General features: G+C 69.9%; 12 protein-coding genes. 6 read left to right on the top strand and 6 right to left on the bottom strand.

The annotated features are described in order from the left end of the window. The first annotated feature begins 36 nt into the window (after positions 1 to 36). The 3 genes from BLT25_RS13785 to BLT25_RS13775 all read left to right on the top strand — a co-directional run bounded on the left by BLT25_RS13785 (position 37) and on the right by BLT25_RS13775 (position 3054). Complete coding sequence (locus BLT25_RS13785) at positions 37 to 444, top strand: hypothetical protein (protein ID WP_091046795.1); 408 nt, start codon at positions 37 to 39, stop codon at positions 442 to 444. Beyond that, the gene (locus BLT25_RS13780) at positions 441 to 2324 is read left to right on the top strand and encodes a caspase family protein (protein WP_091046793.1); all 1884 of its coding nucleotides are present in this window, start codon (positions 441 to 443) and stop codon (positions 2322 to 2324) included. Before BLT25_RS13785 ends, BLT25_RS13780 begins: the two co-directional genes overlap by 4 nt. Positions 2325 to 2451: 127 nt before the next feature. Then, positions 2452 to 3054, top strand: coding sequence for a hypothetical protein (locus BLT25_RS13775; RefSeq protein WP_091046791.1), 603 nt, complete (start codon positions 2452 to 2454; stop codon positions 3052 to 3054). A gap of 64 nt (positions 3055 to 3118) precedes the next feature. Here the strand turns inward: BLT25_RS13775 and BLT25_RS13770 are convergent, their stop codons facing one another. Next, positions 3119 to 3880 carry a hypothetical protein gene (locus tag BLT25_RS13770; RefSeq protein ID WP_143033747.1) on the bottom strand — a complete coding sequence of 254 codons (762 nt, stop codon included), beginning with the start codon at positions 3878 to 3880 and terminating at the stop codon, positions 3119 to 3121. Positions 3881 to 3918: 38 nt separating this feature from the next. Continuing rightward, positions 3919 to 6810 carry a metallophosphoesterase family protein gene (locus BLT25_RS13765; protein WP_143033746.1) on the bottom strand — a complete coding sequence of 964 codons (2892 nt, stop codon included), beginning with the start codon at positions 6808 to 6810 and terminating at the stop codon, positions 3919 to 3921. A gap of 235 nt (positions 6811 to 7045) precedes the next feature. On the opposite strand from BLT25_RS13765, the gene BLT25_RS13760 reads away from it, so the two are divergent. Then, entirely contained in the window at positions 7046 to 7375 is a 330-nt protein-coding gene (locus BLT25_RS13760) for a hypothetical protein (protein ID WP_091046784.1), read from the top strand. A gap of 8 nt (positions 7376 to 7383) precedes the next feature. Here the strand turns inward: BLT25_RS13760 and BLT25_RS13755 are convergent, their stop codons facing one another. The 4 genes from BLT25_RS13755 to BLT25_RS30620 form a co-directional block, all read right to left on the bottom strand. Beyond that, entirely contained in the window at positions 7384 to 8232 is an 849-nt protein-coding gene (locus BLT25_RS13755) for a hypothetical protein (protein WP_091046779.1), read from the bottom strand. A 3-nt stretch (positions 8233 to 8235) separates the two neighbouring features. Then, positions 8236 to 8859, bottom strand: coding sequence for a hypothetical protein (locus BLT25_RS13750; RefSeq protein ID WP_143033745.1), 624 nt, complete (start codon positions 8857 to 8859; stop codon positions 8236 to 8238). Between the two features lie 70 nt (positions 8860 to 8929). Beyond that, a complete protein-coding gene (locus tag BLT25_RS13745) occupies positions 8930 to 9520 on the bottom strand; it encodes a hypothetical protein (RefSeq protein ID WP_091046774.1) in 591 nt (196 codons plus the stop codon). A gap of 150 nt (positions 9521 to 9670) precedes the next feature. Then, entirely contained in the window at positions 9671 to 10582 is a 912-nt protein-coding gene (locus tag BLT25_RS30620) for a LysR family transcriptional regulator (protein ID WP_091046772.1), read from the bottom strand. 115 nt (positions 10583 to 10697) lie between these two features. Here BLT25_RS30620 and BLT25_RS13735 point away from each other — a divergent pair, with 115 nt between their 5' ends. Continuing rightward, a complete protein-coding gene (locus BLT25_RS13735; protein ID WP_176883868.1) occupies positions 10698 to 11978 on the top strand; it encodes an MFS transporter in 1281 nt (426 codons plus the stop codon). Next, positions 11936 to 12739, top strand: coding sequence for an alpha/beta fold hydrolase (locus BLT25_RS13730; RefSeq protein WP_091046767.1), 804 nt, complete (start codon positions 11936 to 11938; stop codon positions 12737 to 12739). The genes BLT25_RS13735 and BLT25_RS13730 overlap by 43 nt, the downstream gene beginning before the upstream one ends. Positions 12740 to 12867 lie beyond the last annotated feature (128 nt).

The following is a 12867-nucleotide window of genomic DNA, read 5'->3' as shown; positions in this document are numbered from 1 at the left end:
GACCATAAGGGAGTCCTTTGAAGCGAGGAGCCGAGGATGAGTCGCCAGATGACCATCACGATCCACGATCCTGATGTGGAGCGTCTCGATGAGCTCAGTTCGGTCTTGCGCCGGGAGCTGCTGGACCTCGGCGTCGATGATGTCGAGCGCGCGAGCGCGGGCGAGGCGCCTGCTGGCGCCCGTGGCATCGACGTCGGGGCGATCGGAGTTCTGCTCGTGGCCTTCCACGAGCCGCTGGTCGCCGTGACCGCCATCGTGGGGGTGATCCGGGGGTGGGTGTCCTCTACTCGCGGGGCCCGCGCGGTCGAGCTCACCATCGGCGACCAAACACTCAAGATCGACTCGGCGTCGCTGGAGCAGCAGGATCGACTCATCGATGAGTTCGTCGCGGCCCTGCACGCTTCAGGGGAGCCGGACCCACCTGCTTCCTCACCGGTGTCATGACTGCGGGGCGGCGCAGCGCCCTGGTGGTGGCCAACGACACGTACCACGACCAGCGGTTGAGCAGGCTTCGCGCGCCCGCCAGCGACGCCGAGCAACTGGCAGGCGTGCTCCGGAACGCCGAGATCGGGGGCTTTGATGTCGAGGTGTCACTCAACGAGCCGGAGCATGTGGTCCGACGCAAGGTCTCGACCTTCTTCGATGACCGCGGGCCTGACGATCTCCTCCTGCTGCATCTTTCGTGCCACGGGGTGAAGGATGAGGACGGGAGGCTCTACTTCGCTACGCCGGACACCGAGATCGATCACCTCGACGCCACGTCCCTGCCCGCCGACTACGTGAACAGGCAGATGACGAGGAGTCGATCCCGGCGCATCGTGCTGTTCCTGGACTGCTGCTACAGCGGCGCGTTCGCGCGTGGGATGATGAATCGCGGCGACGAGCGCATGGACATCATGGAGCGTTTCGATGGCCGCGGGCGGATCGTGCTGACGGCGTCGAGCGCGATGGAGTACTCATTCGAGGGCGACCAGCTTGCCGGCCAGGGCAAGCCGTCGGTGTTCACCTCGGCTCTGGTCGAGGGTCTGGCCACTGGCGAGGCGGACCTGGATCGTGACGGTCTTGTGTCAGTCGACGAGCTGTACGAATTCGCCTTCGACCGGGTGCGGACCGTCACGCCGTCGCAGACTCCGGGCAAGTGGGTCTTCGACGTCCAAGGAGACTTCTACATCGCCCGTAGCAACCGCCCACCTGAACCGGTGGACCTGTTGGCCGATCTGCGTGGTGCCATCTCGAGCCCCTTCACCAACGTACGTCTCGGTGCGGTGGAGGAGCTGGCCGCGTTGCTGGACGACGCGGACTCGGCTCGCGCCGCCGCGGCCCGCATGGCGCTGGACGACATGGCTGAGCACGACACCGAGCGTCTCGTACGAGGGTCGGCCGAACGAGCTCGCCGACCCGCCGAGCCGCCGCCTCCACCGCCGCCGCCACCCGACACACCCCCACCGGCGGCCGAAGCCGCTGTCGCGCGCGAACCCGCGCGCGAGCCCGAGCCCCGCCCGCGGCCGGTGGCGGCTACCGAGCCCCAGCCCGCCGCGTGGGTTCCCGCCGTCGCGTCACTCGCTGCCGTGGGGCTGCTGGCCGCGATTCCGTTGCCGTTGCTGGCCGAGGCCCCGACGTCCTGGAACTCGTTCGCGGTCGTCACGCCGTTCGAGGTCGCGCTTGCTGCCCTTGCTCTCCTCGTCGCTGCGAGTCAGCTCCGCCGTCAGCGGCTGGCCGCCGCCAACGCAGCGGGACTGTTCATCGTGGTCGGGATCCTCCTGGGCGCCGCCGGGATCGGACTGGTGAAGTTCTCCCTCGAGGACATCGGCGCCGTCGGTGTCGTACTGAGTCTCCTTGTCGTGTGCGGCGCAGCGGGGGCTGTCGTGGCAGGCCGGGCGTGCCTGAGCGTGTCGTCGAGGGATCGCGACCTCGGTCTCGTCGAGCCCGTCTGGCTGGTCGTGGCCTTGGCGGGCGCCGGACTGGCCATCGTCGCGCTGTTCATCCCGTACGACGGCTTCAGTTCGTACTGGACCGAGGTCGAGGAAGGCGCAAGCGCCGAGTACATCTTCGAGCCAGCGGCAGTGGTCGGTTGCCTGGCCGTCGGCATGCTGTCGCTCTCCTCCCGTCGTCGGTTCGCCACCGCCGTCCTGATCTCTACCGGCGCCCTCACCGCAGTCCACTACGTCGGGGTCGTCATCGCGTCCTGGCAGGCGATCGGCGAGGAAGGCGAGGTGGGTTCCGCCGGGTGGGCCGGCATCGCCGGAGGCCTGCTGGCCGCCTTCGCCGCATGGCAGATCCAGCAGTCGTTGACACGGGGCGGCGCGGGGTCTGGCACGACCTGACCCGGATTCGCCGAGGTGGGGCCGGGGACCGACGAACGGGCTATTGCATCCTCGCGTCGGAGGGCGTAGGCAGGGAGTAACCGGCAGTGCCGGACCGGGCGCTGCCCCGTTCCGAGAGGAGTGGGCCGTGTACGCGCGTTCCACCACATTCCAAGGCAGGCCCGCCAACATCGACGCGGGCATCACGTTCGTCAACTCCGAGGCCGGGCCGATGCTCGACCAGACCGAGGGCTGTCGCGGTCTCTCGATGCTGGTCGACCGCGAGACCGGGCAGTGCATCGCAACGAGTTCCTGGGACGACGAGGCGACCATGCGCGCCAGCGACGAGCGGCTTCGCCCGCTCCGCGACCGCGGCCGAGACATCCTGGGCGGCACCATGCAGGTCGACGAGTGGGAGATCGAGGTCATGCACCGCACCCACCACGGCGAGTGCTGCCGAGTCAGCTGGGTTCAGGGCGACCTCGACGCCATGACGGAGACCTTCCGTGTCGGCATCCTTCCCGAGCTCGAGCAGACTCCCGGATTCTGCAGCGCCAGCCTGCTCCTGAACCGGTCGACCGGCCTGGGTTGTGCGACCACGGCCTGGGAGACCCGCGCCGCGATGGAGGCCAGCCGTTCGGCGACCGACGAGATGCGCAAGCGGGCCGCCAGCGACGCCGGCGGCGAGATCGTCGACGTGCACGAGTTCGACCTCGCCTACGCGCACCTGCACGTCCCCGAGATGGCTTGAGGACGACCGCCGGCTGACCTACCGCAGCAAAGCTGAGCGGTAGGTCCGAGGCGTCACAATTTCGCTAGCGGAAGACCGATCGAACGTGGTCAGGAAGCCCACTGGCGGCCTGGATCGCGGATGTGAGTGCCTGGGGAGTGAGATTGTTCTGCGCGAGTCCTTGGAGCCCTCCTCCCACATCTGCGACTCCGCCGATCAGTCCGGCAAGCCCCCGGAGCCGGCGCGTGGTCAGGTCGGGGCCGAGCTCGAGAGTCCCCGGCAGCTTGGTGAACCAGTCGAAGGTGCGCACGGCCACCGATAGAGCAGTGACGATCAGGTCCTCGACCTGCGCCGGCGCGATGTCGTGCCGAGCTTCACCGGCCACGACGTCCGCGACCATCCACTGTCGGCTGTCGCCGACGTCCACCGCGAGAAGGAGCCTTCGGCTGAGATCGCCCGACGTACTCGCTTCGAACATCGAGTAGATGTCAGCCCAGTCTCTCCTCAGGATGTCGGCGAGGGCATCGCCGTAGTCGCGTCCCGAGCGCACCTGAAACAGAGACTCCGGAGCGTCATTGATGCATGCCGCCAACAGTTCGAAGTCCGTGCCGACGACCGGCATGCGGTTGATGCACCACCAGGTGTCGATCGGTTGGCCTTGGCGATCGGAGTAGCGTCCGACGATCTCAGCGAACCAGGGAAATGAATGCAGGTTGATGCCATCTTCGACGTGGGTGACGTCGCCCCGCGGTGTGTATGCGTCCAGGGCGACGAACTGGAACCGAGGCATGCCCGGCTCATCTGGAGACAACACGATGGGATTGCATACGCTGTCGCGTCGGTTCACGTCGACCTCCTGAACGTTGAGTGGTGACACTCGTCGGGCTACATATCCGATGTGCGCGTCTCGCGCGGCTGGGAGCGATCAGTCACGTGCGGGGCCATATCCGTGAGACTGATCCTCGCTACCTCCTCGATCTCGACCGGCTGGTCTCCGCGTACGCGGTGGATGTTCACCACGACCTCGGTGGGTGAGGTCTCGAACTCGAGGAAGTGCTTGAAGAACGGCGGCTCGTCCAGCGAGTAGATCTCGGAGACGAATCTCTGGATCGGCCCGAAGGGCGGGTTCAGGCCGGGGAAAGCGATCTGCGCGCGCCGTCTGGTGCGCCGATCGACGCCCTCGACGACGGCGGGTTCGCCACCCATCTCCTCCTGCTCTGCCTCGATGATGGACGTCGCGTCCGCCTCGCTGATGAAGTCGAACGGAGTCGGGCCACCCGGGCGGTAGCGGGGACTCACCCACGCCTTGGGGTCCGCGATCAGCAAGTAGGCGCCGACGAACACCAGGTGAGCGAGGAGGACAGCCGCGCCGACCGCGACGACGGTGAAGAGGGCGCCGCCGACCGCCACGGCCGGCCACCACGTCCTGAGGTCGTCGGCGAGGCGGCCCGGATCCTCGAAGCCCAGAACGTCGAGCAGGCCCGGCTCCGCCGCTCCCAGCAGAAAGCCCCCGAGGGCCAGGACGGCGACGATCATCAGCGGTGCGTACAGGAGCTCGTGCTCCCGGCGTACCCAGTCGATGACCAGGAGGCCGATCGCTGTCACCGTGATGAGCGTCGGCAGGGCGAAGGCGGCTCGCATCCAGTCCGAGTCGAGGGCGCCGGCGGCCCACGCCCAGAGCACCAGCGTCACGGGCGCGGCAAGGAACACCAGGGGCTGAACCATCCAACGCCGCCAGCTGAGCCAGGCCTGCGCACGGCGTACGGGATCGTCTCGCAGGTGGCGGGTCAGGAGATCCGGGGCCAGAAGCGCTGCGAGCACCACCACCGCGATCACCGCCAGCGGCACGAGTCCGAGCAGGCCGCTGAAGAACAGCAGGGTCCGGCCCTCGCCGCTGAGCACGCGCAACATCTCGCCGAACACGACGGCCGCCTGCGCGAGCACGGCCCACGCGACCGATCGCTCGAGCCAGCTCGCCGCTCTCGCGCCGTTCACGGTGGTGACGATCCGTCTGCGCCACCCGACGATCCCCACGATGGCGTAGATGCCGACCGCGACGACCAGGAGCCAGGGCACCGTACGTCCGTCGTCCGAGCCTCGTCCCGCCAAGGCCCACGGCACCAGAGCCAGGACCACGAGAGCCGCCAGTACGCACCCGAACGCGACGTGATGCCAACGGGAGACCGTCTCGACAGGGCTCCACCATCTCGACCAGCGCATGCACCAGGCGTTCAGGCAGATCCACAGGGTGCACGACCCGTACAGCGCCAGCAGCGCTCCGGACGCATCAGGCAGGTACTGGTGCAGGAACAGCGAGGCCAACACCCCGATGACCAGCGCTTCAAGACACACGAGCAGGCGGCGTACGAAGCGGCTGCGGCCGGGACGTTGCGGCAGCTGGTGCAGCAGCATCAGCACCATCATCGCGGCGATGGCCACTCCCCCGGCGCCGGCGAGCCACGGGCCCAAAGCCACGCCAGCTCCGAACAGCACGACGGTCAGCAGCAGCCGCCAGATGCTGGGGACCAGCTGCTGGGCGAAGTACGACAGCGACTCCGCCGACCGTGGGAAGAGCTTGGTCGGCCGGAATCGTAGATCGGCTCGCGCGTCCGCGGCGGCCGTCCGGATGGGATGGGTGGCGTGCGTGTACGCGCCGCCGCCACCACTGACGAAGTGCCACAGGCCGTCGCGCGAGCTGCCCTCGCTCTGCGGGTCGTACAGCTGGAAGTTGTGCGTGTCACCGCCCAGCGTCGCGACGTAGCGGCGCTTGGTCTCGGCTACCACGTCGTAGACGGTCTTGCCGGGTCGTCCGGAGACATCACGCTTGTGGCGCTCACCGTTGACGAGCAGCGGCTTGCCGGTCATCAGGATCTTCGGGATCTCACCACGCAGCGAGCTCAGCCAGTCGAACTGCGGCCCGTCGATCATCCCGTCGATACCGGTGTCGATGCACACCAGGTCCACATGCTCGGTCTCGATGACGAAGTACGGCCCTGGCTGCAGCCGAGCCTCTTGTGCCGGGCGGCCCTCGTCGGCCGGCTCTCCCCATCGCGCCGGCGCGGTGGTGCCGGCCGGTTCGCTGGGCGTACGCCACATGCTCCGGCCGAACCGGTCCCGGATCAGGCGCCGCGGCCCGAGGGTGTCGTCGAACGACGGCGCCAGGAGATCGCTGGGCCAGGTCGGAGGTTCGTTCGCCGCGTACAGGAACTGGTGGGCGAAGCCGTAGAGGCCGTCGTACCAATCGTGGTTGCCCGGAATCGCGTAGATCGGAACGCTCTCGGGAAGCGCGAACCTGTCCCGCACGTCGACGGGCGCCCGCAGGCCCTGCACCCGGTTCGCCCGGTACGGCTTGTAGAAACCGTCCACGTAGTCGTTGACGTTGCCCGACGGGTAGATCACGTCGCTCAGGACGAGCACGAAGCCGGCTTGTCGCTGTTCCACGCGCCCATGCCGGTCCACGCGCTCGGCCGCGGCTCGGGCCAGGGCGGGCGCGACCACGTACTGGGACGGGTCCTGCTCGCCGGTGTCGCCGATGACCAGGAACCTCGAGACCCCCGGGCGACGTATCGTCAGGTCCTCGTCGTTCTTCGTCCAGTGCGCACGCAGGTTCTCGACGAGCCCTTGCGTACCTCGCCCCAAGATGTCGTTGACCGAGTCGACGAGGGAGCGTGCAGTGATCCAGGAGAGGCTGTTCCACTTGGTCGGGTCGCTCTGCAGATAGGCCTTCGTAAGCCCCCAGTCCGTGGTTCCGGTCTCGGTGTCATCGCCCTGAGCCATGGACATCCCTTCCGTAGGACGGAACTGGTCGGTGTGGACCCCGCGCGACCGCATGCAACAGGTGTAGACAGATCGCCACCCGGCAGATCGGTAGCGCGTGGGACTCCCCCAGATTGGCGTATGACAACACGTAGACGCCGGACAGATGATGAAAATCCAACCCCCGAACGCCAACCGAATCTCGGTGCCACGGCAGGTCAGGGTCAGGGGCACCGAAGACGGAAGGACAGAGGTCATGAAGCTGTTGATGAAGAGCTGTGCCATCGCGGCGGGGCTCGTGCTGGCAGGGGCCGGGGCCGCGAGCGCGGCAGAAGTGAACGGCAACGGCGAGGACATCCCCGCGCCGGAGCGCGCCTCCTCGGAGTGCGTCTTCTCGGGTCAGGACACCGCAGACTCCATCGAGGGCAACCCGCCGGGCTTCGACGACGACGCCCTGGCCGTACGAGGCAACCAGAGCCCCGCCGGCGTCGACCGCTACAACGGGGTGCAGAGCTACGGCATCTTCGTGCGCGCCGGACTCAAGGAGTTCGTGCCGTCGCCCGGCGAGGCATGCAGGGGCCACTGACGCTCACCTCAGTCCGGTGGGGAGTTGCGGAACTGGAACTGGACCCGTACATCATCGTCCAGTCGGACCATGATGGTGGTGCCGCCTGCGCTCCAGGTGTCGGGCACGAGGAACATCCGGTCCTCGCCCTGGATCAGGAGTCTCAGTCGCCAGTAGCGGAAGCGGTACTCGTCCTCACCGGCTTCGGCTCGGACGGCCTCCTGGACGCCGGCGCCGGCCGGGATGTAGAGCCGCTCCTTGGTGTCGAGGACGACGCTGGGCAGGCTGCGTAGGTTGCGGGCCTGCTCCATCGCCAGGCCACGACCGGTCCACTGCGCGGTCGTGGCCGTCGCCCAGATCACGCAGGCGGCCACGCCCACCCAGAGCAGCACGATGCGAGGTTCGAGCCTGCCGCCCAGCCGCAACCGCAGGGCGTACGCCACCAGGGCCGCGCCACCACCGAGCAGGACCGGCGTCACCAGCGAGTAGTAGGCCCAGCCGCCGACGAGGGTGAACCCCGCCAGCAGCACCGTCCCCGCCGCCAGCAGGACCAGCCCGGCGCCGAGGACGGCCGTGACCAGCCGGCGGAACCACCCCTTCGTGGCATGTCCGCGGACCCAGCGGTGAAGGGCCACGACCGCGACGCCACCCAGCACCAGGACCAGCATCGGGGTCAGCAGCGGCTGCGGGCTGCGCATGACGTAGGCGCGGGTGCTGAGCCCGATGACGTCGACGTCGAGGCCGAAGTAGTCGTACTGGGCGCGGGCGGCGACGTACCCGAAGTAGAAGAGGACGGCGCTGATCACGGTCACCGGCGCGACGAAGCTCGTCGCCAGGCTCACCCAGCGATCGACCCCTGACGGCGGCGTCTCGGACATGACTCAGCCGGATTCGGGCGAGTCCGTGGCGTCCGTCGACTCCGACTCGGTGGACTCGGTGTCGACCTCCGGCGCATCCAGGAACACCTCGGTGTCGCCGCCCTCGGCGTCCTCGAGCACACACGGCACGGCATCGCAGGTCATCTCACCGCTGAGCCGGAGCACGGCGTCCTCGCCCTCCTGCTCATCGGTCCACGGAACCAGGGAGAGCATCGCGACCTGACAGCTGAGCGAGTCGGCGGTGAAGACGAATCCGTCCAGGCAGGACGCGCCGTCGCAGGCCGCGTCGGCAGGCTCGAAGACCTCCGGGTCGACGACGTAGCCGGTGACCAGGACCGAGACGCCCTCGGGGACCGCCGGGTCGTCGCTCGGCCAGAGCCAGCTGACGTCGGCGCAGACCACGCCGGGAGTGCCGTCGAGCGGGTAGGACCCGCCACCGATCGGGAGCGTCGGCACGGCCACCACCGGGTCGTCGGGATCGGTCGGGTCGTCGGGATCAGGATCGACCTGCCCGTTCGTCGCAGAGCTCGCGTCCGTGACGTCCACCTCCGACCCTTCGTCGGTCGAACCACAGGCGGAGAGGAGCAGCAGTGTGCTGGCGATGACAGCGAGGAGTGAACGACTCATCCACATGATCAACACCTCCTGAGAGTTAGGAGGTGTTGCCGCCGACCGCTGATACGGCCGGGCAGGGCGCTCATGACGGCCCGATCGGGCACCACCAGTCGGGGGCCGAGGTGCCGGCTTCGAGCAGGCCGGGATCCGCGAGGACCTCGTCGCGCCGCAGCCCGGGCACGACTCGGAAGTCGATCGATCCCGGCTCGCTCACCAGCGCGAGCACCCTCCACAGAGACCGGGCGTAGTGCTCGGCGCGGTCGGCTCCGTCCCACTCGTAGATGCCGCGGTAGCGGCCCTGCTCGTCGGCGGCGAGCCAGAGCTTGGAGACGAATCCCGGAAACCCCACGAACAGCGGGGTGTTGAGCCAGCTCTCCCACCGGAACAGGACGTGCCCGCGGCCGCGGACCAGGCGGAGCCGGAAGCACACGACCAGCAGGCACGCCTCGTGAGGTGCCCGTGAGACCGCGGTCTCTCGATACACCTCACCGGTGGTCCCGTCCGCGAACCGCAGTCGGCGGCCGACGTTGATGCGTGGCCAGTGCACCGCCCGAGAGGTCAGCATCCGCACCGACTCGACGACGCAGCGAGCCACTGCGCGCCACGCGGTCGAGTGCGGCAGCGGACCTGATCGTGCGCCGACGGGGGTCGAGCTCGGACTGTCCGTGTTCATCGGCGGATCCTCTCGTCCGGCGGGTGGGACGTACTGCTTCCAACACAACGCCACGACGACGTGGCCGACGAGGGGCCTTCGTCCCCTCGGTGTGTGACCGACGCCCGTCACGCCGCTCGCTTGGTCGAGGCGACCGGTCCCTCCGGCAGATCAGGAGCTCAGGAGCAAGGCCCCGTCGGGCACCGTGGTCCAGCCCTGCGCCTCGGACAGCGCGCGTGCGCAGCGCCTCAGCACGTCGAGACCGGGGTGGTCCAGATCCGCACGCCAGCGCATCGTCCAGGGGAACAGCGCGACGGGCTCGACGAGCGGACGCATGACGAGGCCCTCGACCGGCGGCTGGCTCTCCAGGGCCAGGCCCGGCGCACCGTGCAGCCGCAGGTGCGCGCCCAGCTCGGCGCCGCCGAGGACATGGGGATGCCCGTCGGTCGGGTCCACGCCGAACGGCGCGAGCAGCTGACCCATCGCGCGGGCCCATGCCGGAGTCACGTGGTCGCCGGAGCGCGTGCACACCTGGGCCGTCCGGAGGGCCTCGAGCGGGACCGCGTCGAGCGCGGTGAGCTCGTGGTCCTCGGGCAGCAGCACGATGATCCGCTCGTGACATACCGCCTGCCGGCGCGGGGCCGAGGCGCCCTGCGGGGTGGCGCCGAAGCCGACGTCGGCCCCGACCACCGTGTCCGCGGATCCGCCGCCGTAGCGGACGATGAACTCGATGTCGGGGGCTGCTCGCCGAGCCGCGTCCAGTACGCGGGCAGGCGTCGTTCCCGGCGCGACGGCGTCGACGACGAGGCTGCCGGTATCGGCACGCAGGTCGCGTACGGCACGGTCGTGCAGCGCGATGAGCTCGCGCGCCCGGTCCAGGAGACGACGGCCCTCCGGCGTGAGTGCGACCCGGCGCGAGGAGCGGTCGAGGAGGCGGACACCTGCGGCGTCCTCGAGCCGGCGTACGTCTCGACTGAGCGCCTGCTGGGCGATGAAGAGCCGGTCGGCGGCACGCCCGAAGTGCAGCTCCTCCGCGACCGCCACGAAGCGGCGCAGGAGCCTGATCTCGAGGTCGCCCGCCACGGGCCCATTCTGTCCGGTCGGCCGTCCGGGCGAGAGCGGATCGACAACAGAAGTGCGTCGATCCGCGCTTCGCCGGTGTTGGACGCGCGTCCGGAGCCGCGAGCAACCTGGAGGCATGTCCTCGTCGAGCCCCGCGCCGGAAAGCCCTCGCGTGATCACCGCGCTGCACGGTGGGGTGGGCATGCTCGTCGCGGTCTGGGGCGCGGGGCTTCCCGTCCTCGACGCCCGCGTCGATCTCGGCCCCACGCGACTCGGTTTCCTGCTCCTCGCCCTCGCGCTGGGCGCGGCGATCGCGATGCCGTTGGCCGGACATCTCGCCCACCGCTGGAGCGACGCCGCCGTGCTCCGCGTCGCCCTCCCCACCGCCGCGCTCCTCCTCGCCGCGATCGGCGCGATGCGTGCGGCCGAGCCGATCATCGCGCTCGCCGGCGTCTTCGGCCTCTGCTGCGGCGCCATCAACGTCGGGCTCACCTCGCGAGCCACGGCCGCCGAGCGCGCAGCGGGCCGACCCGTGATCGCCCGGATGCACGGATTCTGGACGCTCGGCGCCGTCCTGGGTTCCTCGGCACTGGCAACGGCGCTGCGCGCCGGCGGGGCCAGCCTCCTGCTCCTGCCCGCCGCCGCGCTGAGCGCCGGCGCCATCCTCACTCTGCTGGCGCTGCGGCTTCCGGTCGGCCGCACCGGCACCGATCCGGGCGACACCGCCGACCAAGACGCTTCTCCGGGGCCGACCCGCGCGGCCAACCCGGTCCTCCTCGGCGCCGGCGCCGTGGCTGCCGCTGCCTTCGTGGTCGAAGGTGCCGCCACCGACTGGGCGGGGATCCACACCACTCGCGTCCTCGGCGCGGAACCGGCCGCCGGAGCGACGATGTACGCCGTCTTCTTCGCCGCGATGACCGCGGTCCGCTTCGCCGGAGACCGTCTGCGCGACATCGTCGCCGCACCGATCCTCGTGGCCGCGGCCGCCGGAGTGACGATGCTCGGATTCGTACTCGTCCTCCTCTCCCCCGTCGTCCCCGAGGAGTCGCGGGTCGTGGTCGCGACCGGCGGATGGGCGCTCGCCGGCGCGGGCACGGCCCTCGTCTGGCCGATCGTGATCGGCAGCCTGGGCGCCACCCGGATCGACCCGCGGCGACTCTCGCTCGTCACCACGATCGGCTATCTGGGCGGGTTCGTAGGCCCCGTTCTCATCGGCGGACTCGCCGCCGGGGTGGGGCTGGCCGGCGCGATGGTGCTCCCTGCGGTGCTCACGGTCCTGCTCGCGGTCGCCGCGCCGCCGCTCGTCTCCCGGCTCCTGCGCCCAGCCCAGACCCGCCCACTGTCATCACCGATAGCGACACCGAGGAGAACGCCATGCACGCACCCGTCCAGATCGACCTGCCCGAAACACGCCTGAGCTACCAGCTCCGCGGATCCGGGCCTGCCATCGCGCTCGTCGGATCGCCGATGACCGCCGAGGAGTTCGCGCCGCTCGCCGAGGCGCTGGCCACCGGCCACACCGTCCTCACCCACGACCCCCGAGGCCACGGCGGGAGCGTCCTGGCCGACCGGTCCGTCGGCTCCACTCCCGAGCAGCGCGCGGACGATCTCGCCGAGCTCGTACGCCGCACGGGCCTCGGACCCGTCGCGATCCTCGGGTCCAGCGGCGGTGCCGTGACGGCCCTCGCCTTCGCCCAGCGGCACCCCGAGCTCGCCACGACGGTCGTGGCGCACGAGCCCCCGCTGCTGGAGCTTCTCGACGACCGGGAGCAGCAGCGCACGCTGACGGACGCGATGAGGCGTCGTCACGCCGACGGCGACGTGATCGGCGCGTGGGGCATGTTCTTCGAGCAGGCGAACATCGTCGTGCCGGACGGCATGCTCGAGGCCATGTTCGGCGGCGAGCGCAGCTCGCGCGCCCTGGCGGAGGAGGCGTTCTGGTACGCCGACGAGCTGCCCGCGTCGGTGCGGTGGGAGCCGGACGAGGAAGCGCTGCGCCGCGCCCCGCGGATCGTCCTCGGCATCGGCGAGGAGTCGGCCGGTCAGCTGTGCGAGCGTACGACCGAGGCGCTCGCCGCTCGGCTCGGGCTCACCGCGACGCGGTTCCCCGGCGACCACACCGGTTTCGTGGACCATCCGGAGGCCTTTGCCGCGCGGCTGAAGGACGCGCTCGTCTGACCGAGCGGCGTCCCGGCGTCGTTCGGTGGTGTGGGCGGCCGCCGCCAACCCTGGCGGCCCCGCCACCGTGACCTCGCGCCCGTGCTCGGCGAGGCGCTTCAACCAGGGCTTCATCGGGTTGAAGTGGC

This window comes from Nocardioides sp. YR527 (assembly GCF_900101045.1).
In the GTDB taxonomy this organism is placed as follows: domain Bacteria; phylum Actinomycetota; class Actinomycetes; order Propionibacteriales; family Nocardioidaceae; genus Nocardioides.
Note: the sequence above shows the minus strand (reverse complement) of the source record. Positions and strands in the feature narration are given on the sequence as shown.

Coding starts and splice junctions, on each gene's coding strand:
- BLT25_RS13785 (WP_091046795.1), top strand. CDS start 37: ATGAGTCGCCAGATGACCATCACGATCCACGATCCTGATGTGGAGCGT.
- BLT25_RS13780 (WP_091046793.1), top strand. CDS start 441: ATGACTGCGGGGCGGCGCAGCGCCCTGGTGGTGGCCAACGACACGTAC.
- BLT25_RS13765 (WP_143033746.1), bottom strand. CDS start 6,810: ATGGCTCAGGGCGATGACACCGAGACCGGAACCACGGACTGGGGGCTT.
- BLT25_RS13760 (WP_091046784.1), top strand. CDS start 7,046: ATGAAGCTGTTGATGAAGAGCTGTGCCATCGCGGCGGGGCTCGTGCTG.
- BLT25_RS13755 (WP_091046779.1), bottom strand. CDS start 8,232: ATGTCCGAGACGCCGCCGTCAGGGGTCGATCGCTGGGTGAGCCTGGCG.
- BLT25_RS13750 (WP_143033745.1), bottom strand. CDS start 8,859: ATGAGTCGTTCACTCCTCGCTGTCATCGCCAGCACACTGCTGCTCCTC.
- BLT25_RS13745 (WP_091046774.1), bottom strand. CDS start 9,520: ATGAACACGGACAGTCCGAGCTCGACCCCCGTCGGCGCACGATCAGGT.
- BLT25_RS13735 (WP_176883868.1), top strand. CDS start 10,698: ATGTCCTCGTCGAGCCCCGCGCCGGAAAGCCCTCGCGTGATCACCGCG.
- BLT25_RS13730 (WP_091046767.1), top strand. CDS start 11,936: ATGCACGCACCCGTCCAGATCGACCTGCCCGAAACACGCCTGAGCTAC.